This window comes from Bacillus pumilus (assembly GCF_003431975.1).
GTDB classification, from domain to species: domain Bacteria; phylum Bacillota; class Bacilli; order Bacillales; family Bacillaceae; genus Bacillus; species Bacillus pumilus_N.
In genome coordinates this window covers 1,357,715-1,383,195 of the sequence record NZ_CP027116.1, presented here as the reverse complement: position 1 = coordinate 1,383,195, position 25,481 = coordinate 1,357,715, and the positions used below count along the sequence as shown (strand labels likewise).

Below are 25,481 nucleotides of genomic sequence, written 5' to 3'. Positions count from 1 at the left end.
AAAAAAGATTCGCTAGAAAACCCGTATTTTCCTTCCGTCATCGAGGGAAACGTCCATATTTTCAGCAAAAAAGAGCACATTCTCTTGCTGTGCTCTCTGCTGTTTACTGCTTTTCATATTTCTTTTGTAATTCAACGTACTTATCAATAATTTTACTTGGAATGGTTTTAATGACAGAATCTTTATCTGAGACGTAAGGCGTCACGACACTAAAAGCCACCTTCGGATTGGAAGAAGGATAATATCCTCCAAAGGTTAAATTGTACGTGGCATTCCCCCACCAGCTGCGGTTGGCACCATAGTAAAAGGTTTGGGCTGTGCCTGTTTTTCCTGCGACATCATGCTGACCAAAACGGCCAGCAGCAGTTCCACCTGTTGATGTGACCATTTTCAGTCCCATTTTGACGCGGTCAATATCTGCTTTCGAGTTGTTAATCGTGTTCAATACCTTCGGCTCATATTTTTTCACGACTGGGCCTACTTCATCCTTCTTTGTTGGAAGGTGAACGCTTTTCACCACTCTTGGTTGAACCCGATTTCCTCCATTGGCGATCGTTGACATGTACTGGGCCACTTGAAGCGGTGTATACGTATCATACTGACCAATTGCTTCATCGAGCAAAAGTCCGCCGACCGTCTTAGGATGTGTCTGCATCCCGCTTGATTCCTGCGGCAGATCGATCCCTGTTTTCACACCAAGGCCGAATTGCGCATAGTAATTTCTCATTTTTTGTAGATGCTCTGGTCTTGCAGGTAACGGACCATCCTTTTGATAGGTGATGCCCGCCATTCTCATCGCTACTTGGAACATGTAGACGTTTGAACTTTTTTGGAGAGCCTGAAGGTCATTGACCCAGCCAAGAACTTTGTAAGACTGTTTTGCCTTTCCACCACTTCCTGCAAAAAAGAGGGGTGTATCCATATAGGATTGGTTGTGCGACATCCCGTCCTGATAACCGCCAAGTACTGTGGCTCCTTTGACAACAGAGCCCATTTCATACTGGGTCGTAAATGTTCCAATGGCATAATCAGTGACGTCTCTACCGTCCATTTTCTTGCCAGACATCGCGAGAACATCCCCAGTGTGAGGGTCCATCATCACGACAAATGCGCGGTCCATCATATAGTTTCTCGCACTAGCGGATCTAAGCTCTGATTCGACGATCTTGTCGACTTCCTTTTGCAGCTCCATATCAAATGTCAGTGCAAGATCAAGTCCTCTTCGTCCCTCTGTCCGCTTGATTTCATCAAGCAGCTTCCCACCAACCTGAGTATATTGAACGGTCGCTTTCTCCGGGTTCAGAAAATCCTCGTATTGATATTCTAAATAGCTCTTCCCTACCCGGTCATTACGTGAGTAGCCTCTTGCCATATAGTAATCTTCACGCTCTTTTATGATGCCTTGCTCTGGTGTAGTCACACCGCCAAGTACATTATAAAGGGTTTTTTCATACGGATATTTTCTTGTCCAATCATTGATGACATTCACACCCGGCAGTTCATCAAGATGCTCTGACACAAGTGAAATCTCTTCATAGGTCAAGCTCACCGATGACGTCTGCTTGGATTCTTTTGTTTCATCAAGCAAAGCCACTTTTTCGTCCCCTTTTTTCTCTTCGTTCGGGTCCATTGCTTTCACGATTTGAGGCTCAAAAGCATATCCGCCTGTAAACCTTCGATAAATCGCTGCAACTGCTTTTTCGGTGGCATCATTTTCGATCGCCTTGACCTCTTCCTTAGGCACGCGCTCTACTTGAAGCGGGTAGACATCCTTTGCTTTAAGATTCTTTTGCTCTGCTTTTGAAATGAGCTTATCCGCTTCTTTCGGATGGCTTGCCAGCCAAAAATCACGAATGTCACGCTCTCTTAAAAAATCAGTATCCATTTTTATATAAGTCGCAAGTTTTCTCGCTACCTTAATCTTATCCTTCGCTTTCACACCGCTTTCTGATGTATAAACGATGGCAGGCACACTTTCATTATCAACGACGACTCTTCCTCGCGCGTCATACATTTTTCCTCTTGGGGACGGGTATGATGCTGTTTTGACCTCTGTTCGGTTCGCTTGCTTTTTATAATCCTCACCATTGACGATTTGCAGCACACCAAGCTTGATCACAAGTCCAGCAAATAAACTAAAGACAGCGAAGAAAAAGAGATTAATCCTCCAGGCGTTCCGGCGCTTGATTTTTTTCTGCTCGGCACCACCTTGATGCTGTTTCTCTCCCACTTATGTAGCTCCTCTCATTCTTTCAATCTTTTACAATTATCATTCATTATTGTAACACTTTCGTAATAGTTGTTACAGCGAAACAAGTGAAAAAAAGCTGTCAATCCCTATTCTAAAAAAAAATATACTAACACTTTAAAATATTGGTATGTTTATGTCGTTTTCATTAAATGGAAGAATTCCCTATCCTTTGATATGAGGCGGGTTTTTTTGTGACTTTAACAAAAATGACAAACAGGCATTGTCAATGGAGGATGCTGGTACGTTTATAACAAAAAGTCCATGTTATGATTTTCTGTGAGAAAACAAAACAAAGATTTTAGGAGGAGTTACAATATGAAGAAGAAATCATTCTTTTTTTCAGCGCTAACAGCTGCTGCACTCATCACGTTCACTGGAGGACATTCGGCTGATGCGAAGGAGCTTAACCTGAAACAAGTGATACATGTACAGCATCAAACCATTGACCTTCATACATTAGCTGCAAAATTACATATCTCTTCAGATGTAAACAAGCTAAGCAAGGCAAATCAAAAAGAGATCGAAGCTCTATTAAACAAGCTGATCAAAAGCGGTCAACCTGTTACTGGCACAAAAGTGGTGAAAGAAGTAAACAAAGCAAAAAATGAACAAAAACAAGAATCAGTGAAAAAACCTACTGCTTCTAAACCAAGTACACCAGCAAAACAAAACACAAGCAACAATAACAACACAAAAGCTGACCAAAAAGACACAGCAGCAACAAAAGCAGACAGCAGCTTGAATGCATTTGAAAAAGAAGTCGTTGAGCTTACAAACAAAGAGCGTGCAAAGCAAGGATTAAAAGCACTATCTGTTGATTCTAAACTAAGCAAATCTGCTCGTGCAAAATCTCAAGATATGAAAGATAAAAACTATTTCTCTCATACAAGCCCAACTTACGGATCTCCATTTGATCAAATGAAGCAATTCGGGATCACTTACAAAACAGCAGGTGAAAACATTGCCCAAGGTCAAAGATCTCCTCAAGAAGTGGTAACTGCTTGGATGAACAGTGAAGGCCACAGAGCAAACATCTTAAACAAAAACTATACACATATCGGTGTTGGTTATGTGAAATCTGGTAACTACTGGACGCAGCAATTCATCGGAAAATAAGTTATTTAAAAAGCCTGTCCTTAAATAGGACAGGCTTTAGATTGTTGACAAAGGGCTAAAATGATGTTTATTTTAGCCCTTTGTCTTCTTTTCAGCGTGATAGAAAACCTTTGCAGCCCTAGGAAGGACGAGCACCGGCGCGGAGCGAATTTGACATTCGTGAGCACCGGCGCGCAGGACTGACAACGAATGCGAGGGTTTGTCTACACGCTGAAAGCCTGTCCCTAAGTAGGACAGGCTTTTTTTATTTCACCCATAATTTATATATACTTTGTGTGCCGCTGTTTTCTTCTCCCTGTTCACTCAGCTTCTCATAAAGTGACTTCGCAAGTGAGAGCCCTGGCATCTCTTCTCCCATGAGCTCTGCTTCCTCAAGTGCAATGCCCATATCCTTGATAAAATGCTTCACATAGAACCCTGGCTCAAAATCGCCTTTCAGCATTCTTGGTGCAAGGTTTGACAAGGACCAGCTTCCTGCCGCGCCTGTTGTAATGCTTTTGAGCACGTGCTCTGGATCAAGTCCTGATTTTTCGGCATAAGCCATGGCCTCTGCAACACCTACCATACCTGCTGCGATCGCAATTTGGTTACACATTTTGGTATGCTGGCCGCTTCCTGCAGGCCCTTGATATTGAATGTTTTCGCCCATTTGCTCAAATAGAGGCAGACACGCTTCATACGCTGATTTTTCACCGCCAATCATAATGGCAAGCGTTCCATTTTTTGCTCCTACATCGCCGCCAGATACTGGTGCATCTAATGCAAACAACCCTTTTTCTTTCGCTTTCATTTCAATTTCTTTTGCCAGCTGAGGCTTCGATGTGGTCATATCAATGAGATAAGTACCAGGAGTAGCATGAGCCACAAGCCCTTCTTCACCTAAATAAACTTCTTCTACATCTGATGGATAACCTACCATTGTAATAACAGCATCGGCATGTTCTGCAATGTCTTTCACTGCCGGCTTCCATGATGCGCCTTTTTGAATGAGTGCATCTGCTTTCTCTTTCGTTCTTGTATAAACGAGAACTTCATATCCGGCATCCATTAAATGTCCTGCCATACTATGACCCATTACACCAATCCCAATAAAACCAACTGTTTTGATTTGTGTCATCATTTGTTCCTCCTTAAAGAGACTTTGTCAATCCACCATCAATGATGAGTGTTTGACCTGTCATATATGTATTGGCTTCAGATAAAAGAAAAGCTGCATATGTCGCAAATTCCTCTGGCTGTCCGTAACGCCCAAGCGGAATCGCACGTTCAGCCTGTGCTTTGATTTCTTGAGCCGTTTGTTTCTCTGCCTGTGCGCGGTGCTTATCCAGCTGTTTGACGCGCTCTGTTTCAATTTTCCCTGGAGCTAAGGTATTGATTAAAATACCATCCTTTGCAAGCTCCTGAGCGACTGTTTTTGTCCAGCCGGCAATGGCTGGTCTAAATGTATTTGACAGCATCAAGCCCGGGATCGGTTCTTTCACTGACATAGACGCAATGTTTAACACACGTGCGCCGTGTTTTTTCAAATAAGGCAATGCCTCTTTTAATAATCGAATGTAGCTGAGTAAATGAAGCTGAAATGATTCCAACCAGTCTTCATCTGTTAAGGATTCAAGCGTCCCTGTTTTAGGCCCACCTGTATTGTTCACAAGAATGTCTAGGCACTTCTCGTCACCAGCTGCCGCTTGAACCAGCGCCTTGATTTGCTCTTCGTCAGACACATCACATACTTGATAAGTCAGCTTCCCTTTTACAAGCGGCGATAATTCTTTAACCGTTTCTTCCAGCGTGTGTTCATGCCTTCCTGAAAGCATCACATCTGCTCCCTCTTTTGCTAGGGCAAAGGCAATGGCTTTTCCAATACCTTGACTGCTTGCAGCGACCAAGGCTTTTTTCCAGATAGATTGACATTCATGTCAACACCTCCACTGCTCTTATTTTATCATACAAAAAGAACCTTGCTCACGTCGCAAGGTTCCTTTCCGCTTGATTACAGTTTAAACCGATCAACCGCCTGACGTAATGCCTGACTTGATTCGTTGAGCATTTCAGTCGAGGTTTTCGTTCTTTCTAATGCTTGAACTTGTTCATCTGTAGACGCATGTACTTCCTCAGCAGAAGCCGCAGATTCTTCTGAGATCGCAGCAATGCTTTGAATGGAGTCATTCATTTTCTGCTGTTCGTCTGTCATTTCATTGATCTGTGTATGAATGTTGTCAATTGAGCCGACAAGTGCTTGCATTTCCATTGTGATACTGCTCAGTGCCTCGCCTGTTGCATTAATGGCGTCGCCTTGTTCCTCATTCATCTTACTTGCTGCTGTCATCGCTTCAGCCGCCTTCTTCGATTCATCTTGAATAAGTTTGACGGTTTCACTAATATGTTTTGTTGATTGCGCAGATTGTTCAGCAAGCTTTCTGACTTCTTCTGCAACAACAGCAAATCCTCGTCCGCTTTCTCCGGCTCTCGCTGCTTCAATGCTTGCATTCAGTGCAAGTAAATTCGTTTGATCAGATATAGCAGAGATGGCGGTCACAACGTTTTCAATATTTTTTGTTTTATGCTCGAGGTCAAGTAGCATTTGCTCTACTTTCTTCGATTCTTCGTTCGCTTGTGTTGATTTTTGAACGAGCGTACCTAGGGCATCGAGCCCTCTATAACCTGCATCTTCAGATGATTTTGAGTTGGCTTGCATTTGTGAGGCAAGCTCACCCATATGACGTACTTTTTCATATAAATGCTCTGATTTCTCATTAATCGTTTCTGCTTCTGATGCTTGCTTAGACGCACCTGTTGCCACCTCTTGAATGGCCGTTGCAATCTGTTCGCTCGACAGCAGGGTTTCATTTGAAATTTGTGTGACTTCCTCTGTTGATGTCACGACTTGGTCTGAAGCCCCTTTTACTTTTTCAATTAACTCTTTAATCCCCTCGGTCATTTGATTAAAGCTCTTCGTGAGGAAGCCGATCTCATCTTGAGATTTCGTTTCAAGTGAGCTGGTTAAATCACCTTCTGCCACCTTACGCACATACTCTATTAGACGCTTAATTGGTGTTGTAATGCTTCTTGCCAATAAGAAGCTGAGAATCATTGCAAGAATAATGGCAATGACGGATATAATGATGCTTGTTTGATTCATTTGTTCTGTGATCCAAAGCAGTTTCTTTTTCTCAAAGCTGACACCAACTGTCCAATCGACTTCTTTGATTTTAGATATGACCGTCAGTTCTTTGCTGTCATCAATACCTGAATTGTCGATTGCTTTTTTCACCGAAGCAACTTTTGATATGTTTTTTCCTTGCTCTGTTGGATGCGCCAAAATGGTGTCTTTGCCATCAACTAAGAAAGCGGTCCCTTTATAAGGAATCTCTTGTTCATTTATATAGGTCTGAATGGAGGACAGCTTCAAATCAAGTCCAGCAACCCCAACGACCTTTCCATTTTTGACAATCGCCTTCGTGGCTGAGACAATCACTTTTTTCGTTGCTTCATCAACATACGGATCTGTCCAAACAACCTGATCAGGCTTTTCGGCTGCTTGTTTAAACCAGCCTTGTATAGATGGATCATACCCTTCGCCAAGATCGAACTCTGGGAAGCCGAGCATTTTGCCATCAGTTGTTCCAATATAAGCAAACGAAATGAGTTTATCCTGTTCCTGTAAGTTTTTTATTGCACTTTTTTCAAAATCCAGTGTTTGCTTTGTTTGTTTTTGCGCAAATTCTTCAGTTATTTTATCTGTTGCCAATTTGTTAATGGTATTGCCGTAATTATCAAGCTTTTCTGTAATAATGTCTTTCAGGCTTTCTGCAGTTGCTGCGGCGGTCGTTTTTGCATCTCGTTCAATCAGTGGTGTTAATACCATGTTGGAACCCACTTGAACTGCCACAACGGTTAAAATTAAAATAACTGAGATGAAAACAGCTATTCTTACTTGAAGTTTCTTAAACATCTCTTCACACCCCTATATCCTACTTTCATACCTTGTTTTATATATCGGCATAATTGATACCGCATTCAATAGTTGTGAGAAAATTTAAATAGAAAAACAAGCCATAAAGGCTTGCTTTACGTAAAATATTCAATTTTTGCATTCGGAAAGTACTGATCGATATATGATTCTAACGTCTCTCTTAGTTCTTGTTCCTCATCTTTTTGGTAGATATATTTCCCAATCCCATATCTACCCCACTTGTATCTTCTTTTTTCTTCATCTAATTCTAATTTTGATTTCGGATAGTTTTTTTGGATCACACGCTTCGCTGGTTTTGTAAAACGATGCTGGATCATTTCGAAGGTGATATCGTGCCTCACATCTTTAGGAAGGGCTGCATCAAGCTTTTCAAAAAGAACTTTATATCCTTCCTGCCATCCTTCGTGAATGTAAATCGGGGCAATAATAAAGCCAAGAGGATAGCCAGCTTTTGCAACCTTAACAGCTGCTTCAATCCGCTGATCTAGCGGTGATGTGCCAGGTTCAAAATATTTAATGACATAATCCGCATTGATACTAAAGCGGAATCTGGTCCGCCCATTATGTTTTGCATCTAATAAGTGATCGACATGATGAAATTTGGTCACAAAGCGAAGCTTCCCTAGATCGGTTTGACCGAAGTATTCAATCGCTCGCTTTAGTGTATGTGTCAAATGGTCGATTCCGACGATGTCTGACGTACACGAAGCTTCAAATCTTGTGATGTCCGGTGCCCGCTCGTTCATGTACTGCTCCGCTTGATCCAATATTTCTTCAACATTGACGTACGTTCGAATGTAAGGCTTACTTCCCATCGTCGTTTGCAAATAGCAATAGTGGCAATGACCCATACAGCCTGTCGCAAATGGGATCGCATACTCTGCAGATGGTTTAGACGTATCAAACTTCAACGTTTTCCTCACACCAATGACAAGCGTTGATTTTGCATTACGGTACTTTTGCAGGTCATTTTTACCCGGAATATTTCTTACTTGGTTATGTGAAGTCGTTTCTCTTATTTCAATACCCATACCCTCGAACTTTTCCTTCAGCTCTTGTCCTAACGGGTATTCTAGCGCCCGTGGTTCAATATACACAAGCTGGGGGACAAAAGGTTTGATCATATTTAGCACATCCTTACCTTAAAGGTTTTCATACCGTTACTTTAACCGTGCTGGATGGCTTTTATCCTTTCTAAAATCTCCCTTATTCAAACAAATCTTGATAAAGAGCTTCTGCTTCTTCATATGTCGGAAAGACCGCATCATCAGGGGCTAGAGGATGATACGTTTCCAGTAAAAATAGGGCAAGCTCTTCTTCATTATAAGGATGTGAAACGATTTCTGCTTCTTTGATTTGTGCTACGTTTGCTGCATGTGGATTTCGATAAATCACATATACTTGATCACCCGGTTTATAGTCTGAGAAAGGCAATCTGGTCACCTCCATTTTTTAATTATAGGGTGCCCTTCTCTCCGCCGGATATGACCTAATATGATAAAATTCGACAAAAAAACCAGACAGGTTTTCCTGTCTGGTTTAGAATCACTTAGTTCTGTTGAAATGTTTTCTTGACGAAATCAACGACTTCTTCTGTTGTGCTAAGTGATAAGATATGTTCTTTAAATGATGCAGCTTCTTCCTTAGAAAGCTTGCTTAGCTGTGTTCTTGCTGGAAGAATAGATGTTGCACTCATTGAGAATTCGTCTAATCCTAATCCAAGTAGAAGAGGGATTGCGATTTCATCTCCAGCCATCTCTCCGCACATGCCAACCCATTTACCTTCTTTATGCGCTGCTTCAATGACAAGCGTAATTAGACGTAAAATTGCTGGATTGTAAGGCTGATAAAGATAAGACACTCGTTCGTTCATTCGATCAGCAGCCATTGTGTATTGAATTAAGTCATTCGTTCCAATACTGAAGAAATCAACTTCTTTTGCAAATTGGTCTGCGATGACAGCAGTTGATGGAATTTCAACCATCATTCCGATTTCAATGGAATCAGAAACGACTGTGCCAGCGGCAACCAATGCTTCTTTTTCTTCAAGTAAAATGGCTTTTGCTTGTCTAAATTCTGATAACGTCGCGATCATAGGGAACATGATTTTCAAGTTTCCATATGTACTTGCACGAAGTAAGGCGCGTAGTTGTGTTCTGAAAATCTCCTGTTCTTCAAGGCAAAGGCGGATGGCTCTATAGCCAAGGAACGGGTTCATTTCTTTTGGAAGCTGCAAGTAAGGAAGTTCTTTATCGCCACCAATATCTAGTGTGCGAACAACCACTGCTTTCCCTTCCATTTTCTCTAAAACGGTTTTATACGCATCGAACTGCTCTTCTTCTGTAGGAAGCTGATCTCTGCCCATGTATAAAAATTCAGTACGGTACAATCCAACTGCTTCGCCGCCATTTTCAAGTACACCTTTTACATCTTCAGGTGTTCCGATATTTGCCGCTAGCTCTACGTGAACGCCGTCTTTTGTGACCGTTGGCTGATCAACAAGTTTCGCCCATTCCGCTTTTTGAGCTAAGTAGTCTTCATGCTTTTTTTGATACGCTTTCACTTCATCTTCAGAAGGCTGAATGATGACGTCTCCGCTAATACCATCAACAATGATCAGATCATTGTTTTTGACCGTTTTTGTTGCTTCTTTTGTCCCAACAACGGCTGGAATCTCCATTGATCTTGCCATAATAGCTGAGTGAGAAGTACGACCGCCAATATCTGTCGCAAAACCTTTGACAAATTGTCTGTTCAGCTGAGCTGTATCGGAAGGTGTTAAATCTTCAGCAATGATGATGACTTCTTCAGAAATCATGCTTGGATTCGGAATGTCAACGCCTAGCAAATGTCCAGTTACACGTTTAGTTACGTCGCGAATATCCGCTGCACGTTCCTTCATGTATTCATTGTCCATTGCTTCGAACATTGTGACAAACATTGTCGCTGTTTCTTTTAAAGCAAATTCAGCATTTACTTTATCAGAGTTGATTTTATCCTTTACTGGGTTTAGCAGCTCTGGATCACTTAACACAAGAAGGTGTGCAGAAAAGATATCTGCTTTGTCTTGGCCAAGCTCTTTTAGCGCATGTTCTTTAATTGCTTCAAGTTCTTGTTTAGAAACATGAATTGCTTCTTCAAAACGCTTCACTTCTGTCTCTGGATCATTGATGTCTTTTTGGTGAACTGTTAAATCTGGTTCTTCCAGACGATATGCTTTTGCAATCGCAACGCCTGCTGAAGCACCGATTCCTTTCAGTTGTTGCATTACTCGCCTAGGCCTTCACTTTTCATTGTGTCTTTAAGCGCAGCAAGTGCATCATTTTCATCAGAACCAGAAGCAGAGATTGTGATTGTAGCACCTTTTGCAATTCCTAGAGACATTACACCCATAATAGATTTCAGGTTCACTGTTTTACCATTATATTCTAAGTTGATATCAGCATCATATTTACTAGCAGTTTGTACAAGAACTGTTGCAGGACGTGCGTGAATTCCAGAATCTGCAGTTACTTTGAATGTTTGTTGAGCCATTTTTATCAATCTCCTTTTTATACAATTAATACATCCACAATATTATATCATACTGCCGAGCTTGTCATCTAACAAGAACGGCAGTTATGAAAATTATTTTGAAATTTTCATGATGTTTTCTTGACCAGCTTTGATTTCACCGGATTCTTGAAGGTCAATAAATTGTCCTTCACTTAAGTTGGTAAATACAATTGGTGTCATCAAAGATGGTACTTCCGACTTAATTTTATCAATATCAACCTCTAAGAGTTTTTGACCGATTTCTACTTGATCTCCCTCTTGTACAAATGCAACAAATCCTTCTCCTTTGAGGCTGACCGTATCAATACCGAAGTGGATTAATATTTCAAGTCCACCGTCAGATTGCAGGCCAATTGCGTGCTTCGTAGGGAATACATTCAAGATCTTCCCTTTCACTGGAGAAACCACCGTTCCATCTGTTGGCAAGATGGCGAAGCCGTCACCCATCATTTTCCCTGAGAATACTTGATCTGGTACATCTGTAATTGGATGAAGCTCCCCTGTAATTGGTGAAGCAAAGATTTCTTCACCTTGCTCGTTTTGAAGCGGTTTTGCAATGACTTCTTCGACCTGCTGGCTGACTTCTTCTTTTGCAGAAGGGTCTTTCGCTGGGCGAGGCGTGCGGCCTGCAATAATGTCCTGCATTTGTGTTTTTAAATTATCAGAGCGTGGACCGAAAATGGCCTGAATGTTGTTCCCTACTTCGAGAACACCTGAAGCGCCAAGCTTTTTCAAGCGGTCCTTGTCCACTTTCTTCTGATCATTAACAGTGACACGTAAACGCGTAATACAAGCATCAAGGTGTTTGATGTTTTCTTGGTCACCCATTGCTTCAAGAATTTCATAAGGTAAGTCATTACCCTTTTCAGACTTAGCACTATCTGCACCGTCTGCTGCTTCATCCTCGCGGCCTGGCGTTTTCAGATTAAATTTGCGAATGGCAAATCTAAATCCGAAGTAATAAATAGCAGCAAGTACGAGACCAACTGGAATGACAAGCCACCAAGCGGTTCTGTTTGGCAAGATACCGAATAGGAAGAAGTCAATTAGTCCTCCTGAGAAGGTCATACCGATTTTCACGTTTAGAATATCCATTATCATAAAGGATAATCCAGCAAATACACAGTGGATGGCAAATAATACTGGTGCAACAAACAAGAACGAGAATTCGAGCGGTTCAGTAATCCCTGTTAAGAAAGAAGTCAGGGCTGCTGATCCCATAATACCAGCGACAAGCTTTTTGTTCTTTGGTTTTGCTTCATGGTAAATCGCTAGTGCTGCTGCTGGCAGACCAAACATCATAAACGGATATTTCCCTGTCATGAATGTACCAGCTGTCAGCTGAACACCATCTTTGATCTGCGCCATGAAGATACGCTGATCACCACGGACAAGCTCTCCTGATAAGCTCTTATAGCTAAAGAACTCATACCAGAATGGCGAGTAGAAAATGTGATGCAGACCAAACGGAATCAGTGAGCGTTCAATTACACCGAATACAAAGGCAGCAAGCGGCTCATTCGCTGCAAGCAGTCCTGTTGAAAACGAGTTCAGTGCACCTTGGATTGGCGGCCAAATGACGAGCATCAAAAGCCCTAAAATAAGTGCAGAAATAGATGTAACGATTGGAACAAAACGTTTTCCAGCAAAGAAGCCGAGATATTGTGGAAGCTCAATTTTATAAAATTTATTGAACATATAAGCTGCTAATACCCCGACAATAATCCCGCCGAAGACGCCGGTAGACAAGGTCGGAATGCCAAGCATATTAATATATGCTGGATGACTTTCCTTGAAAAACTTAGCCAATTTGATTGAATCGGATGGAATCGAGCCGTTCGCCATTAACACGGCACTCATCGTCACGTTCATGACAAGGTAACCGATAATTGCGGCAATCCCTGCCACTCCGTCTCCATTGGCAAGACCGATGGCAACCCCTACAGCAAATAAGAGCGGAAGATTTGAGAAGACAATGTTCCCCGCATTTTCCATGACACTTGCAACAAGCTGAATTGTATCGTTGCTTAAAAATTGAGCGACATCAATCAGCTGCGGATTTTGCATCGCATTCCCAAGTGCTAGTAAAATACCAGCGGCAGGAAGGATCGCAACTGGAAGCATAAGTGCTCGTCCAATTTTTTGCAACACACCAAAAAGTGATTTAAACACTGGTTGAACCTCCTTTTGTTTTCGCTTACAACATACATGTGGGACGCTCCTTGACATACATTTCATAATTAACCGTTTACATTTCACTTTCAAACACAAAAAAAGGCATGGTGATATAAGGTTGCGCAAATAACAGGATCTTATCCTGTATTTACCTTAAGTCACTCATGCCTGATCGAATCAGTTACACGTTTCAGGGAAACTATGAAATTTTACTTGTCAATCTGTACAGATGAAGTGTCAGGTAGACAGCCTCTGCATCCTGTACAGGCTTTTTCAATGCATGTTGCAAAATTTTGATCATTTTCCAAGCAGTATTGTAGCATAAAGGATATTCATTTTTCAATAGATGAAGCAATTTTTCTGGCTCCTCTAATGATTCTTCCCGTTTAATGCGCTCAATTGAAAACGTAATATGGCGTAATAAGCGTAAATAATGAATGCTTTCTCGGTCTACTTTCATATGAAATGAATCTTCTATGACTTGGACCATCTGCGTAATAAGCTGCGAATGACGGTTTACCTCAGATAAGGGCCGATTCGTCAAAGCCGAGTGAATATGGAGCGCAATAAAGCCAATCTCTCCTTCTGGCAGCTTTGTTTCGACATCAGGACGCTCGTTAATGAGTTCAACGACTTCTTTTGCGACCTCGTATTCTTTTGGATATAGAGACTTCGTCTCAAGCATAAAGGGATTGGTGATATCATATCCTTGCTGCACCCGCTTAAAACTAAAGGCAATATGGTCAGTCAGGGCAATATGAATATGCTCATTCAAACGATGTCCCATTTTTTCTCGTATATGATAAATGACGTCATTGGCAAGCTCGATCATGTTCTCATCAATGTGATGAAGCAGCTGCTTATATTCTGTTTGTTCCTTTGTGTTTTTTAATACAAACATTTTTTCAAATGTATCTTGATCGAGAACGTCACCCGATTTTTTCCCGAAGCCGATTCCTTTTCCAATCAGAACCACTTCATCGTAAGAAGGGTGCCTTGCGATGATGACATTATTATTTAACGCTTTATCAACGGTGAAGGATTCCATGAACATCCCCACCTCCTTCTTCTTCAATCCTTCTTATCGTACAAAACAGATGAAACGCGCGTCAACGATTGTTTTTGAAAACGGTTGTCGTTCGCTCGATTAGGCGAAATGGTAGCATTCTTTTTTCTGGTGCCTCTCCCTTTATCGCCCGGTCGAACAAGTCAAACGCTTCCTGCCCCATGCGTTTCAGCGGAATATCAATGCTGGAAATTCCCAAAGCTTCACTCAAATAATCATTTTGAAAGCCGAGTATCGCTGGTAATTCTCCTGCTTTTATGGCATGACGCTGCGCCTCTAATAAAAAGCCTGCTGATACGTCGTCATTTGTGATGAATAGTGCTGTAGGGCGATTCTTCATCTCCTGCCACTCTGAAAATAATTGTTTTCCATCAAAAAGCGTCAGCTTCCCCTCGATGATCCATTTTTCATCAATGTCCTGTCCGAGCGATTTCATCATATCTTGATAAGCTTGAATACGCGACTGGCTGTTTGCCCCTTCTATTCTGGCTAAAACAATCGCGATTCGCTGATGTCCGCTTGATGCTAAATGGTGCAGCCCTTCTTTAAATGCTTGATCATGCGCAATGGATACCGTGGAGCAGTTTTCACATGGCGTAGGATGGCAAAAAATAATCGGACCTGATTCCTGCCAGTTTAAAATATCTCGGTCACTTAACGCATTTGAGCAAAAGATTAATCCATCGACACGTCGTTCTTTTAAACTCATTAACGCTTCTTTTTCTTTTATAGGATCATACCCTGTTTGAAACAAAGCAAAGTGCATACCATGCGACTGCGCTTTTTCAGCAATCCCTGTGACAAGCCTGCTGAAATAAGAATGATCAATCGTTGGGAGCACAATGCCAAGCATATTCGAATATCCCTTTGCTAAATGCACAGCCTGAATGTTTCTCGTATACTTGAGTTCTTTCATCGCATGCAGCACACGCGCTCGTTTTTCTTCTTTGACATAAGGATGATCATTCATCACACGTGATACGGTTGTGACAGATACGCCCGCTTTTTTCGCAATCTCCCTTATGTTTGACATTTTTTCTCCTACTTTCTCTTGATATGGTAAGCGTTTCATACTTTAAGATGTATGTGAGCTGAACAAATCACTGGATGGAAAGGGGAATTCAAGATGGGTATTATCATATGGATGATATTATGTATGACTGTTTTGTTTTCTGCTCGTTTTGCATTACATCCTTTAGGAAAAGAACATAAAATCAAACCGTTTCAATCAATTGATGATTTTTTTGTTGATAAGGATCGAAAAGAGTGACAAAAAATCACGATGACACTTCCACATGGACGTTCATCGTGATTTTTTTATTACTTGATGATCGTCAGCTCTTTTGGGTAATTGGTTAAAGTGACTGGACCATCTGCTGTGATCAGTACATCATCTTCAATTCTCACACCGCCGACTCCTGGAACATAGATCCCCGGTTCAATCGTATACACCATGCCTTCTTGCAGAAGATCATCATTCGCGTGGCTCATAGAAGGAAACTCATGAACAGACACCCCTAGACCATGCCCAAGGCGGTGCGGGAAGTACTCCCCATATCCAGCTTCTGTAATCAGCCCTCGTGCTTTTAAGTCTAAGTCACCAATTCTTACACCTGGCTTACTCATTTCAAGTGCTGCCATTTCTGCGTTCAAGACAGTTTGGTAGATGTCCTTTTGCTTGTCAGAAGCTTCTTGATAGATGAATGTTCTTGTAATGTCTGAACAATAGCCATCAACAATGACACCAAGGTCAAATAACACAAAATCGCCTTTTTTTAAGGCTGCCTGCCCTGGATTTCCGTGGGGTTCGCCTGATTTTTCGCCAAAGAGAACCATCGTCGAAAAGGACATGCCTTGAATGCCTTTTTTCTTCAACTCATATTCAATGACAGCGAGTACTTCAGTTTCGGTGATTCCTTCTTTTAAGGCATTCACCCCAATTTTTACCCCTTCATCTGCCAATTGAGCGGCTTTTTTCAGTGTTGCAATTTCAGATTCATCTTTAATCAGTCTTAATTGGTTGAGCTCTTCTTCTGCCCTGACGAAAATTTCCGACCCGGTGGCAGCTTGGAGCTGCTCTGCTCTTTGAAGCGGAATCGACTCTTTTTCAATCGCAAGTCGAGTCGCTCGTACGCCTCGTTTTTCTAAGACTGACTGAATGAAGTCAAACGGATTTTCATGGTCTTCATACCCGATGATATCTCCTGACCAACCAGCATTTTTTGCCTGCTCGATTTCCATTTTAGGCAAAATGAAAAATGGCTCTGCCTCTTGAAACACAAACAGACCCATCACTCTTTCATGCGGCTCTGTGAAGTATCCAGATAGATAAAACACATTTTCCTTTGTATGTATAAATGCACCTTGAATGTCTTTTTCCTTTAGCCAAGAAGACAAGCTCTTCATACGGTTCATCTTGATCCTCCTCACACGTTTTACTACTGATCTATTGTATCAGTTTTTGCTATATTTCGCACAAAAGCGCACTGGCAGAAGCCAAGTGCGCTATCATCATTTGCTTAAGATGCACGAAGCAGACGCAGTCCATTTAAAATGACCAAAATCGTACTTCCTTCATGCCCGATGACGCCAAAGGGCAAATCAAGCACTTGTAAGAAATTCGCACAAATTAACAGACAAATCACCGTTAATGAGAAAATAATATTTTGCTTAATGATTCGGTTCATCTTTCTTGAAAGGCGGATCATCTTCGTTAAGTTATTTAAATTGTTCTTCATTAAGATGAGATCCGCCGTTTCTAAGGCCACGTCTGTGCCTCCGCCCATTGCCACTCCAACATCTGCTGTGGCAAGTGCCGGTGCATCATTTATTCCGTCTCCTACCATGATAATCGAGTTACCTTGTTTTTTAAGTTGATTGACCTCATGTACTTTTTCATCTGGAAGACACTCAGCGACAACCTTTTGGATGCCGGCTTCCTGGGCAATGGCTTCAGCCGTTTTTTGTTGATCTCCTGTGAGCATGACCGTTTGAATGCCTAATTCATTCAGCTCCTGAATCATTTTTTTAGCTTCAGGTCTCATTTGATCCTTAAGGCCAAGGCAGCCAACAACTTCTTCATCCTTCTGAACATACACCACTGTATATCCTTTTTCAGAAAGAAGATCACCCATCTCTTCAATCTCTCGGTCCATAGAGGCCTTGCCGGCAAAGTCTTTCTTCCCTATGCGCCACGTTGCTCCATTCAATTGTGCTTTTACACCAAAGCCTGAGGTTTCTTCAATGGTGACGTGTGCTGATCTTTCGACTTGGTGCTCTTTTGCCATATCAGAGATCGCTTTCGCTAATGGGTGGTTTGATTGACTTTCAATTTGATAAAGCGCCTGATAAAAAGCAGCTTCCTCTTGCCCTTCAGCCAGCACAACCTGTTCTACAGCTGGCTTTCCGCTCGTAATCGTTCCCGTTTTATCAAAAGCAATCATGCTGCTTGTGCCTAGCTTTTCTAAAAAGACACTTCCTTTCACAAGCATACCGTTTCTTGCGCCGTTTGAGATGAGTGACAGTGCGGCTGGCATAATGGATGCAACAAGCGCACAAGGTGATGCGACGACCATAAATACCATCGCGCGGTAGAAGGTTTCACTCATGCTCCAGCCTAGTACAAAATGAGGCAGAACCATTAAAATCGCGACAGTGATCAGTACACCTTTTACATATGCACCTTCGAATTTTTCAATAAATGCTTGGCTTGGCGACACACTTTCCTGAGCCGATTCGACAAGTTTAATAATTTTATGGAAAAGTGTTTCTTCATTATGTTTGGTAACTTCTACTGTTAAAGAACCGTTTAAGTTCACTGTTCCTGCAAATACGTCTTCTCCCTGCCCTTTTTCCTGAGGCACAGACTCGCCCGTAAGTGCAGATTCATCCACACTTGTTCTCCCGCTTAAAATCACACCATCTGCTGCAATACGTTCCCCAGCTTTGATCATGATACGGTCACCAGGTGTTAAAGATGCAGCAGCGACTTGAACGGTCGAGCCATCTTCTTCAATTAAAGTCGCTTCATCTGGTGCGATACTCATTAAAGCTGTTAAATCTTTCTTGCTTTTATTTGATGTATACGTTTCAAGCGCACCACTAAGCGAGAAAATAAAAATTAAGATCGCGCCCTCTGCCCAATATCCAATGATCGCTGAGCCTATTGCTGCGAAAATCATTAATAGTTCAACATTCAAGGCTTTAGAGGAAATCGTTTCTTCAATTCCTTCCTTCGCCTTTGCAAAACCTCCAATAATAAACGCAAGGATAAATAAAGGAATACTCCACATACTCTCGTCCTTTAAAATCCATCCAATCAAAATGAGAATCCCTGAGATACCTGCTGCTATTAATTCTCCATGCTGTGCCCATCGATGAAGGGCCCATTTCGATTCCTTTTGATTTGTTGTTTGATAAAGTGCTGTATTCTCATTCATGATTGTTTTCTCCTCTCTAATTGATAATGGTTTTCACATCATCAATCATTGCCCGTTTCCTTTTTTCATCTATATTTTCTGCTATTTCAAGCTTTTTTTAGGTCCGTAATTCATTATAACAGGTTCTCATCAATTTTCAATTAATAATTATTATAATTTCTTCTTGATAATAATTATCATTATTATCATAGACCAATCCATTTTCTTCTGAGCTCAGTTTATTCAGATGAAAAGCAATTGAACACTAAAAAAAGAACCAAAGGAATGATCCTTGGTTCTTGCAGCGTGTAGACAAACCCTCGCATTCTTTGTCAGGTCTGCGTGCTGGTGCTCACGAATGACAAATTCGCTCCGCAAAAGTAGCACTGCAAAGGCTTTCTATCACACGCAAAAGGAAATTTCGTTCTACAAATCTGTCCACTCTTTGATTTGTTTTTTCGTCAATGGTCCGACATGATTTTTCACTACTTCCCCTTTTTCATTCATTAAAAAGGTGGTTGGAATGGTGATGATATGGTATTTTTTCATCATTTCTCCATGCTCATCAAGAATGACTGGGAATGCAAACCTTCTATCTTTCACAAATTGGGCAACGGCCTTTTTACTTTGTTCAGCCCCTAATAAATTCACCGTTAAAATCTCAACATCACTCTGATTTTCTTTCACGATCTGGTCAAATACGGGCAGCTCCATTTTGCAGGACGGGCACCATGTTGTCCAAAAGTGTAGGATGGTCTTTTTTCCTTTCGGCGGAACCATCTGCGTATCACCATTTAATGTAGGAGCCTCTATCCTTGGCGCCATAACGGGCTCTTTTGCTTCAGCCTCTATGTTCATAAAAAGCAGAAACAAGGTCATCATGAGAAGACTGGCGGGTAGATATTTACGATTCATCAGGATCTTCCTTCCCATTTTTCTTATAGCTTACCCGCTCGATGACGAGGACATTCAAGCTTTTTTCATTCTAAGAAACATGGAAACGCCGAGCTCCTTACAAATCGTCGCATAATGCAAAGCAGTCAAAAGGAGCATGCCCGTATTCATCCCTAATATGACCCCCATCATATTTAAGCTTTCAATTGAACCGAGGAAATACACCATTGAAAACGAGACGACATGCACCCATATATTATGTAGGAACACGTCTTTAATGAGCCCCATACCGATTAGACACGCTTGAAAAGGCATCACAAACAGGTGGCATAAAAAGTACGGCCAAAGCAGCTGTAAATAGACAGCAGCTTGCGGTGAATCAAAAAAGAGCTGTGTAAGTGGGTAAGCAAAATAATACATGACCATCACCGCCGGCACCCCGTACCCAAACGTAATGAGAATAGCCTGTCTGACACGCTTTTTCACAAGATCATACTGACCTAAAGCATAGGCTTCAGATACATTGGGAATCATCACAATCATGATTGAATGGGCGATAAACGCTGGAAAAAAACCGATCGACATCGCCACACCAGCCAGCATGCCGTAATGATCAACAGCAAGTGTTCCAGAGATGCCTGCTGCAATAAGCGCTCCTTTGATTAAAAACGGTTCCACCGCATTGGCGATCGCATGAAAAATCCGCATGCCCGTTGTCGGAATGGAGACGGCTAATAGACGCTTTCTCACGTCAACCCCTCTTAATTCAACAGATCTGACATTGACAGCATTTTTCGCCATGAGGTATTGGGAGTATAAATAAATAAAGACGACGAGATCACTCGCAACAATGACACCAATGGCAATGAGTACGGCTGTTTCAATATCAAACGAATACCAATGAAAAAACAAAAACAAGCAAATGAGTTGAATTGTTTTCTTCAGCATATTGGCTAAAGCGATCCTGCCCATTTGCTGCTTTCCCATAAAATAGCCGCGTGCAATAGAGGTGAACGCAATAATCGGAATAAGAGACAGTACCAGCCCTTTCATGAGCGGGTGATACGACTGAAACACAGGAATGAAAGGCAATACAACCGCTGCAATTCCCGTTGTTGTACATGTCACCACTAACGTCATTTTAAACGCATGGCGGAGCATACTTTTGTGGAGACGCTCATGCGATTCTGCAATGAATTTAGAAATGGAGACTGGCAGCTCTAAGCTTGCGATCACAAGAACGAGCATGATGATGGGAAGGATACTCATATAAAGACCCATTCCATGTTCCCCAAGCTCTCTCGCTAAAATCATATTGACTAAAAACTCTATACACTCGGCAATGAAAGCTGCGACAGATAGCAGAATGACCCCTTTTACAAATCGATTCATGTAGCCTCCCCTTTATCTAAAGCAAATTCTTTTCACATTCTATGAGACAAGTCCTGAAAATATTTTGATAATTGAAGACAAAAAAAGAAGCAATCCATCAGATCGCTTCTTTTCTTTATACAGCAAATACGTGACGCCCGATACGTTCTACAATCTTGCGAGAACGAATCCAGTTATCTGTTGCCGTTTTGGGATTATAAAAATAAATGGCCTTTGTCGTTCTATCATGGTCTTTCACTACCTGTTTTACTGCTTTAACAGAATCTTGATCTGCTTTATCATGAATACTTCCATTCGATACAGGCTGGAAAGCATTTCGCTGATAAATAACACCTTTTACACTGTCAGGAAAAGAGCGATGCTCCACCCTGTTTAAGACAACGCTTGCTACAGCTTTTTTTCCTGCGTAAGATTCACCTTTTGCTTCAGCGTGTACCAATCGTGAGAGTAATTCCATTTCTGCATCAGAATAACGTTTGGTGCTTTCCTCTTTCGTCGTTTCAGCCTTTACTCTTTTCTTTTGCTTCGGTTTTGAAGACTTTTCTTCCGAAGAGGTACTAAGCATTTTGACTTTCGGCTGACGCTTCTCCTCTGAAAATGCTGGGATGACTTGATCGTGATCCTCTTGATCTATATATGAAAGCTGATGCTTAACAGGTGCTTTTGAAAGCTCGTGACTTAATGTTCCTTGCTGCTCTTGTATGTTGTCCATCTTCATGGCTGCAACCAGCATAAGGATGACAAAAAGAGCTGTATGAATTTTCATCATTCGCCTCATTCCTCCTTTTATCAAAGTAGGCGGTAAGATACTTGTCCACTCTAACAAGAGCTTCTTCTATTTTCACGCACAAAGTTTTGCATGCCTGTCCAAATTCCGTCATTAATTGGCATGTCCTAGTTGAATTGTGTATCAACTGGAATTGTTAGCGCTTAAAAAGGTCTCTTATCCGCCTATAATCATCCTTATGCTCCTGATTATGGGTTATTACATTTTCTTTTCAGATGTATCAAGCTGGTTTGAAGTATGACAAAAGAACTAAAATAAAAAAGCTTTCTCTCATTCATGAGAAAAAGCTTTAGCTTCTTGCTTCTGTAAGATATTCAAAAATAACATCTCCACCATGTTTCGCAATCCCGCGAAAATGCTTAAAATCATCTTGATTCACCAAAACCGAACGAAACGTTAGAAAGTCCTCTTTTTGAATGGTCACTTGCTTTTCCGTCCCATTTCGTAATGATTCAAGTATTGTGAGGATTTGTTCTTCAGTCAAAAAAACCGCTCCTTTACAGCCATTATCCAAGAATAAATATACCATTCGTTTGAAAAGCATACAACGAAAACGAAACAAAAACGTCTTTATCCTTTACATTGGTATGAAAATATTGCAAAATACTTTTTAATAGGGAATGAAATCTGTTTTTAAAGGAGAGGGATCGGTTGAAGATTGCAAAAATTGGAAATGTGATCGAATTTAGAAATGGTTTAACAGGTGTAGTTGAAAAAGTGAATGAAAACTCTGTCATTGTGGATGTCACCATTATGGACAACTATAGAGATTTAGAACTGGACTCACTAACAGTCGTTAATCATAAAAACTATAAAATCATCAAAGACTCCGTACATTAATTTGCAATCCTCAATTCAGACTATCGATACATACGTAAATACGAAGCAAAGCTGATTTCTGACAGTTTAGCTCTCTTTGACAATCACATATGAAAAAGACTGACACCATATGAAAGTGTCAGTCTTTTTGCGTATGAAAGGTTTGCATTTCTGCTTTCGTTTTGTACATGTCCACTTCCTCTGGGGTGATAACGCCTTTATCAATGAGAAGCGCAATCACACCAAGCAGCGTGGAGGCACTCCATTTATATCGTTCTTTGTTTTGATGTTCAAGCATTTGAAGTTCTTCTTTTAGCTCCCTCAGCAGCTTTTCTGTCTTTTCTTCTTTGTTTACCAACTCAAACGCCTCCATTAGTCGTTCATTGCCTCTATTTTATCTTAAAGCAATTAAGATAAGCAAAAAACACAATTCCCCTTTACAAACATACGTTCTGTCATGTATAATAATTTTACGAGCTGGTAGCCCCCAGCCGTCCTAGCAAGTTCTATTCCCATTTGTATGAGGAGAGCGACATGACTCTTCTCTTTTTTTATCACTTCAGTCTGATTCACCCCTTTCAAACCCATAAAAAAAGACATGTCATTAGGCATGTCTTTTCCTTTATTAGCGATTATCAATCGTTTCTGGATACATATCATGATTCATCATACGATATGATGCCATTTCTTCATACTTAGTCCCAGGTTTACCGTAGTTCGTATACGGATCAATTGATATACCGCCTCTTGGTGTAAATTTACCCCATACTTCAATGTATCTTGGGTCCATCAATTCGATCAGATCGTTCATGATAATGTTCATACAATCCTCATGGAAGTCACCATGGTTTCGGAAGCTGAACAAATATAATTTTAATGATTTACTTTCAACCATGATGTCATTTGGAATATAGCTGATATACACTGTCGCAAAATCTGGCTGACCAGTTTGCGGACAAAGTGACGTAAATTCTGGGCAGTTGAATTTTACAAAATAATCTCTATTTGTATGTTTATTTGGGAACGTTTCAAGCACTTGTGGTGCATAATCAAACAAATAATTGGTGCCTTGATTTCCTAGTAACGTGACACCTTCTAATTCTTCTGGTTTTCTTGTCGTCATATCGTCTCTTCCTTTCTATACGCCTCGTTTATTTCCCCACAATAATGTGTGTAGCTGAGGCAGCACTCTTACGCGATTTAAGTCTGGATCTTGCGCTACTTGATCGACAAGCGTTTCATATTTCTTTAATAAATGCGTCAATAAGTACGCGTCATCACCTGTCGTCGTGTCATCATTTCCCACCTGCAAATAAAAAGGAAGCTCTGGGTATTTCGCGTGAACATCTTTCGCATAGGCTAGATCAGCATCGTCAAAGATCACGACCTTTAGACTTGCATGATGTAGTCTATTTCCATTTTTCAGTTCATCTACGATACGTGTAAGTTTCGTAAAATCTGTTTTCATATTCGAGCTCGGCGGCTTCGGAGAAATGGTTAAATCATCAATTTTCAAAAACCAGTCTTGATACATCGTCCCTTGTGTTTCAAGCGCTGTATCCATTCCTTCTTCATTCAGCAAATCAATGAGAGATTCCATTTGCTTTAAAAGTGCAGGGTTTCCTCCCGAAATGGTGACATGAGAAAATGCCTGTCCACCTATTCTTTTTAATTCTTTCACAATGTCTTCTGCGTGAAGCCACTGAATGTCATGCTTCGCTGATCCATCCCATGTAAAGGCGGAATCACACCAGCTGCAAGAGTAGTCACAGCCAGCCGTTCTGACAAACATGGTTTTTTGTCCAATAACCATCCCTTCTCCTTGAATGGTCGGACCAAAGATTTCTAATACAGGAATCGCTTTAGCCATTGTTTTCAACTCGTTTCGGCCGGTAAATGCAGTAGCTTGTTGGTGTCTCCCTAACAAAAACCTGAACACATACTGGTTGATTTGCTAAAGTCGATAAATACGCTGCCACTTTGTCATGAACTGTCTTTGCCACAACCTCTGTAGTAGGCATCTCGTATCGATCGGCTCCCGAAAACTCTTCATGATCATTGAGTAGCGTGTGATCGTACTCACCATGAATGAGCTTCTTCAATGTACTAAAATTGACTAGGAAACCCGATTCATCTAAGTCGTCTCCTGCAATGGTCAAATTAATGGTGTACGTATGACCATGTACACGGCTGCAAGCACCTGCATCTTCTCTTGGAATAAAATGAGCAGCTGATACATGCATATCTTTGTTCAATTCAAATGAAAAAGGATGATTCGCTTGTGGATAGATTTGAGAAAGCATTTATTTTGCCTCCTTCATTTCCATATATGTGTCATAGCCATTTTTCCGAAGCTTACATGCAGGACATTCCCCGCAGCCATCAGAAATGATGCCATTATAGCAAGTGAGCGTTTCATTTTTCACAAAATCCAGCGCATTCAGTTCGTCCGCCAGTTTCCATGTTTCTGCTTTATTGAGCCACATGAGTGGTGTATGGATGACAAATGGTTTTTCCATCGCCAAATTCACTGTGACATTGCAAGACTTCACAAACTCGTCACGGCAATCTGGATAACCGCTAAAGTCTGTCTCACAAACACCTGTGATAATATGTCTTGCACCGATTTGATATGCAAGAATAGAAGCAAAGGATAAGAACACTAAGTTCCTCCCTGGCACAAACGTGGAAGGTAGTTCTCCTTCTTTTTCTTCAATGTCAATGTCATCTCTTGTTAAAGCATTTGGTGCCAGCTGATTCAAAAGTGACATATCTAATAGATGATTCTTCACACCTAACTTGTCAGCAATTCTTTTGGCGACATCAATTTCCTCTTGATGACGCTGATTATAATGAAAGGTCACGGTTTCTACCTCTTCAAATTGTTGAAGTGCCCATAATAAACATGTCGTACTGTCTTGTCCCCCGCTAAAGACAACGACTGCTTTTTCATTTTTCAATTTCTGTTCTCCTCCTTTTGCAGATCTATACCATCGTACAAAGCTGCATCTGAAAGGCTCATGAAAACCCCTATT

Annotated in this window: 25 protein-coding genes and 1 pseudogene; 3 read left to right on the top strand and 23 right to left on the bottom strand. The window is 41.2% G+C overall.

The window, feature by feature from the left end:
- Positions 1-103 precede the first annotated feature (103 nt).
- The gene (locus tag C5695_RS07010; RefSeq protein ID WP_117730112.1) at positions 104-2,230 is read right to left on the bottom strand and encodes a peptidoglycan D,D-transpeptidase FtsI family protein; all 2,127 of its coding nucleotides are present in this window, start codon (positions 2,228-2,230) and stop codon (positions 104-106) included.
- 336 nt (positions 2,231-2,566) lie between these two features.
- Between C5695_RS07010 and C5695_RS07005 the strand changes: the two genes are divergently transcribed.
- A complete protein-coding gene (locus C5695_RS07005) occupies positions 2,567-3,367 on the top strand; it encodes a CAP domain-containing protein (RefSeq protein WP_117730111.1) in 801 nt (266 codons plus the stop codon).
- Between the two features lie 244 nt (positions 3,368-3,611).
- Here C5695_RS07005 and C5695_RS07000 read toward each other — a convergent pair whose 3' ends face one another.
- The 11 genes and pseudogenes from C5695_RS07000 to C5695_RS06955 form a co-directional block, all read right to left on the bottom strand.
- A complete protein-coding gene (locus C5695_RS07000) occupies positions 3,612-4,484 on the bottom strand; it encodes an NAD(P)-dependent oxidoreductase (RefSeq protein WP_117730110.1) in 873 nt (290 codons plus the stop codon).
- A gap of 13 nt (positions 4,485-4,497) precedes the next feature.
- Entirely contained in the window at positions 4,498-5,253 is a 756-nt protein-coding gene (locus tag C5695_RS06995; protein ID WP_233230813.1) for an SDR family oxidoreductase, read from the bottom strand.
- A gap of 104 nt (positions 5,254-5,357) precedes the next feature.
- On the bottom strand, positions 5,358-6,305 hold the full coding sequence (locus C5695_RS20920; RefSeq protein ID WP_395940528.1) for a methyl-accepting chemotaxis protein: 948 nt from the start codon (positions 6,303-6,305) through the stop codon (positions 5,358-5,360).
- Positions 6,300-7,232: pseudogene (locus tag C5695_RS20915) on the bottom strand (cache domain-containing protein); the annotation flags it as partial. The pseudogene C5695_RS20915 and the gene C5695_RS20920, both read right to left, overlap by 6 nt.
- A 203-nt stretch (positions 7,233-7,435) precedes the next feature.
- Positions 7,436-8,464 carry a spore photoproduct lyase gene (splB, locus tag C5695_RS06985; protein WP_117730107.1) on the bottom strand — a complete coding sequence of 343 codons (1,029 nt, stop codon included), beginning with the start codon at positions 8,462-8,464 and terminating at the stop codon, positions 7,436-7,438.
- Positions 8,465-8,546: 82 nt separating this feature from the next.
- Positions 8,547-8,789 (bottom strand): transcriptional regulator SplA domain-containing protein, encoded by a 243-nt coding sequence (locus C5695_RS06980; protein ID WP_044331928.1) that lies wholly within the window; start codon positions 8,787-8,789, stop codon positions 8,547-8,549.
- A 100-nt stretch (positions 8,790-8,889) separates the two neighbouring features.
- Positions 8,890-10,608, bottom strand: coding sequence for a phosphoenolpyruvate--protein phosphotransferase (gene ptsP, locus C5695_RS06975; RefSeq protein WP_117730106.1), 1,719 nt, complete (start codon positions 10,606-10,608; stop codon positions 8,890-8,892).
- Positions 10,608-10,874, bottom strand: coding sequence for a phosphocarrier protein HPr (locus C5695_RS06970; RefSeq protein WP_003211078.1), 267 nt, complete (start codon positions 10,872-10,874; stop codon positions 10,608-10,610). The genes ptsP and C5695_RS06970 overlap by 1 nt, the downstream gene beginning before the upstream one ends.
- Positions 10,875-10,967: 93 nt before the next feature.
- The gene (ptsG, locus tag C5695_RS06965; RefSeq protein ID WP_117730105.1) at positions 10,968-13,067 is read right to left on the bottom strand and encodes a glucose-specific PTS transporter subunit IIBC; all 2,100 of its coding nucleotides are present in this window, start codon (positions 13,065-13,067) and stop codon (positions 10,968-10,970) included.
- 202 nt (positions 13,068-13,269) lie between these two features.
- Positions 13,270-14,124: a glucose PTS transporter transcription antiterminator GlcT gene (glcT, locus tag C5695_RS06960; protein ID WP_117730104.1), complete on the bottom strand. Its 855-nt coding sequence runs from the start codon at positions 14,122-14,124 to the stop codon at positions 13,270-13,272.
- A gap of 55 nt (positions 14,125-14,179) precedes the next feature.
- Positions 14,180-15,169 (bottom strand): LacI family DNA-binding transcriptional regulator, encoded by a 990-nt coding sequence (locus C5695_RS06955; protein WP_117730103.1) that lies wholly within the window; start codon positions 15,167-15,169, stop codon positions 14,180-14,182.
- A 93-nt stretch (positions 15,170-15,262) separates the two neighbouring features.
- Here C5695_RS06955 and C5695_RS20445 point away from each other — a divergent pair, with 93 nt between their 5' ends.
- Positions 15,263-15,406 (top strand): hypothetical protein, encoded by a 144-nt coding sequence (locus tag C5695_RS20445; protein WP_187441378.1) that lies wholly within the window; start codon positions 15,263-15,265, stop codon positions 15,404-15,406.
- A gap of 50 nt (positions 15,407-15,456) precedes the next feature.
- Here the strand turns inward: C5695_RS20445 and C5695_RS06950 are convergent, their stop codons facing one another.
- From C5695_RS06950 to C5695_RS06925, 6 genes are all read right to left on the bottom strand, one after another.
- The gene (locus C5695_RS06950) at positions 15,457-16,551 is read right to left on the bottom strand and encodes a M24 family metallopeptidase (protein ID WP_117730102.1); all 1,095 of its coding nucleotides are present in this window, start codon (positions 16,549-16,551) and stop codon (positions 15,457-15,459) included.
- Between the two features lie 104 nt (positions 16,552-16,655).
- Positions 16,656-18,575 carry a heavy metal translocating P-type ATPase gene (locus tag C5695_RS06945; protein WP_117730101.1) on the bottom strand — a complete coding sequence of 640 codons (1,920 nt, stop codon included), beginning with the start codon at positions 18,573-18,575 and terminating at the stop codon, positions 16,656-16,658.
- Between the two features lie 405 nt (positions 18,576-18,980).
- Positions 18,981-19,469, bottom strand: a complete 489-nt coding sequence (gene stoA / locus C5695_RS06940; RefSeq protein ID WP_117730100.1) for an endospore biogenesis thiol-disulfide oxidoreductase StoA — start codon at positions 19,467-19,469, stop codon at positions 18,981-18,983.
- Between the two features lie 54 nt (positions 19,470-19,523).
- Positions 19,524-20,840: a polysaccharide biosynthesis protein gene (locus C5695_RS06935; RefSeq protein WP_117730099.1), complete on the bottom strand. Its 1,317-nt coding sequence runs from the start codon at positions 20,838-20,840 to the stop codon at positions 19,524-19,526.
- 115 nt (positions 20,841-20,955) lie between these two features.
- Entirely contained in the window at positions 20,956-21,609 is a 654-nt protein-coding gene (locus C5695_RS06930) for a cell wall hydrolase (protein ID WP_117730098.1), read from the bottom strand.
- 307 nt (positions 21,610-21,916) lie between these two features.
- The gene (locus tag C5695_RS06925; RefSeq protein ID WP_117730097.1) at positions 21,917-22,111 is read right to left on the bottom strand and encodes a hypothetical protein; all 195 of its coding nucleotides are present in this window, start codon (positions 22,109-22,111) and stop codon (positions 21,917-21,919) included.
- Positions 22,112-22,278: 167 nt separating this feature from the next.
- Here C5695_RS06925 and C5695_RS06920 point away from each other — a divergent pair, with 167 nt between their 5' ends.
- Positions 22,279-22,467, top strand: coding sequence for a YkvS family protein (locus C5695_RS06920; protein WP_003211747.1), 189 nt, complete (start codon positions 22,279-22,281; stop codon positions 22,465-22,467).
- 118 nt (positions 22,468-22,585) lie between these two features.
- On the opposite strand, the gene C5695_RS06915 is transcribed toward C5695_RS06920, so the two are convergent.
- The 5 genes from C5695_RS06915 to queC form a co-directional block, all read right to left on the bottom strand.
- Entirely contained in the window at positions 22,586-22,804 is a 219-nt protein-coding gene (locus C5695_RS06915; RefSeq protein WP_003211069.1) for a hypothetical protein, read from the bottom strand.
- Positions 22,805-23,071: 267 nt separating this feature from the next.
- Positions 23,072-23,569, bottom strand: coding sequence for a preQ(1) synthase (queF, locus tag C5695_RS06905; protein ID WP_058014145.1), 498 nt, complete (start codon positions 23,567-23,569; stop codon positions 23,072-23,074).
- A gap of 15 nt (positions 23,570-23,584) precedes the next feature.
- Complete coding sequence (queE, locus tag C5695_RS06900) at positions 23,585-24,316, bottom strand: 7-carboxy-7-deazaguanine synthase QueE (RefSeq protein ID WP_117730096.1); 732 nt, start codon at positions 24,314-24,316, stop codon at positions 23,585-23,587.
- A complete protein-coding gene (gene queD, locus C5695_RS06895) occupies positions 24,309-24,749 on the bottom strand; it encodes a 6-carboxytetrahydropterin synthase QueD (protein WP_117730095.1) in 441 nt (146 codons plus the stop codon). Before queD ends, queE begins: the two co-directional genes overlap by 8 nt.
- On the bottom strand, positions 24,750-25,406 hold the full coding sequence (queC, locus tag C5695_RS06890) for a 7-cyano-7-deazaguanine synthase QueC (RefSeq protein ID WP_024424683.1): 657 nt from the start codon (positions 25,404-25,406) through the stop codon (positions 24,750-24,752).
- Between the last annotated feature and the right edge of the window lie 75 nt (positions 25,407-25,481).

What these genes read in the sequence shown, in the direction of transcription:
- C5695_RS07005 (WP_117730111.1), top strand. Translation starts at nt 2,567, where the DNA reads ATGAAGAAGAAATCATTCTTTTTTTCAGCGCTAACAGCTGCTGCACTC.
- C5695_RS07000 (WP_117730110.1), bottom strand. Translation starts at nt 4,484, where the DNA reads ATGACACAAATCAAAACAGTTGGTTTTATTGGGATTGGTGTAATGGGT.
- C5695_RS20920 (WP_395940528.1), bottom strand. Translation starts at nt 6,305, where the DNA reads ATGACCGAGGGGATTAAAGAGTTAATTGAAAAAGTAAAAGGGGCTTCA.
- splB (WP_117730107.1), bottom strand. Translation starts at nt 8,464, where the DNA reads ATGATCAAACCTTTTGTCCCCCAGCTTGTGTATATTGAACCACGGGCG.
- C5695_RS06980 (WP_044331928.1), bottom strand. Translation starts at nt 8,789, where the DNA reads ATGGAGGTGACCAGATTGCCTTTCTCAGACTATAAACCGGGTGATCAA.
- ptsP (WP_117730106.1), bottom strand. Translation starts at nt 10,608, where the DNA reads ATGCAACAACTGAAAGGAATCGGTGCTTCAGCAGGCGTTGCGATTGCA.
- C5695_RS06970 (WP_003211078.1), bottom strand. Translation starts at nt 10,874, where the DNA reads ATGGCTCAACAAACATTCAAAGTAACTGCAGATTCTGGAATTCACGCA.
- glcT (WP_117730104.1), bottom strand. Translation starts at nt 14,124, where the DNA reads ATGTTCATGGAATCCTTCACCGTTGATAAAGCGTTAAATAATAATGTC.
- C5695_RS06955 (WP_117730103.1), bottom strand. Translation starts at nt 15,169, where the DNA reads ATGTCAAACATAAGGGAGATTGCGAAAAAAGCGGGCGTATCTGTCACA.
- C5695_RS20445 (WP_187441378.1), top strand. Translation starts at nt 15,263, where the DNA reads ATGGGTATTATCATATGGATGATATTATGTATGACTGTTTTGTTTTCT.
- C5695_RS06950 (WP_117730102.1), bottom strand. Translation starts at nt 16,551, where the DNA reads ATGAACCGTATGAAGAGCTTGTCTTCTTGGCTAAAGGAAAAAGACATT.
- C5695_RS06945 (WP_117730101.1), bottom strand. Translation starts at nt 18,575, where the DNA reads ATGAATGAGAATACAGCACTTTATCAAACAACAAATCAAAAGGAATCG.
- stoA (WP_117730100.1), bottom strand. Translation starts at nt 19,469, where the DNA reads ATGAATCGTAAATATCTACCCGCCAGTCTTCTCATGATGACCTTGTTT.
- C5695_RS06935 (WP_117730099.1), bottom strand. Translation starts at nt 20,840, where the DNA reads ATGAATCGATTTGTAAAAGGGGTCATTCTGCTATCTGTCGCAGCTTTC.
- C5695_RS06930 (WP_117730098.1), bottom strand. Translation starts at nt 21,609, where the DNA reads ATGATGAAAATTCATACAGCTCTTTTTGTCATCCTTATGCTGGTTGCA.
- queF (WP_058014145.1), bottom strand. Translation starts at nt 23,569, where the DNA reads ATGACGACAAGAAAACCAGAAGAATTAGAAGGTGTCACGTTACTAGGA.
- queE (WP_117730096.1), bottom strand. Translation starts at nt 24,316, where the DNA reads ATGGCTAAAGCGATTCCTGTATTAGAAATCTTTGGTCCGACCATTCAA.
- queD (WP_117730095.1), bottom strand. Translation starts at nt 24,749, where the DNA reads ATGCTTTCTCAAATCTATCCACAAGCGAATCATCCTTTTTCATTTGAA.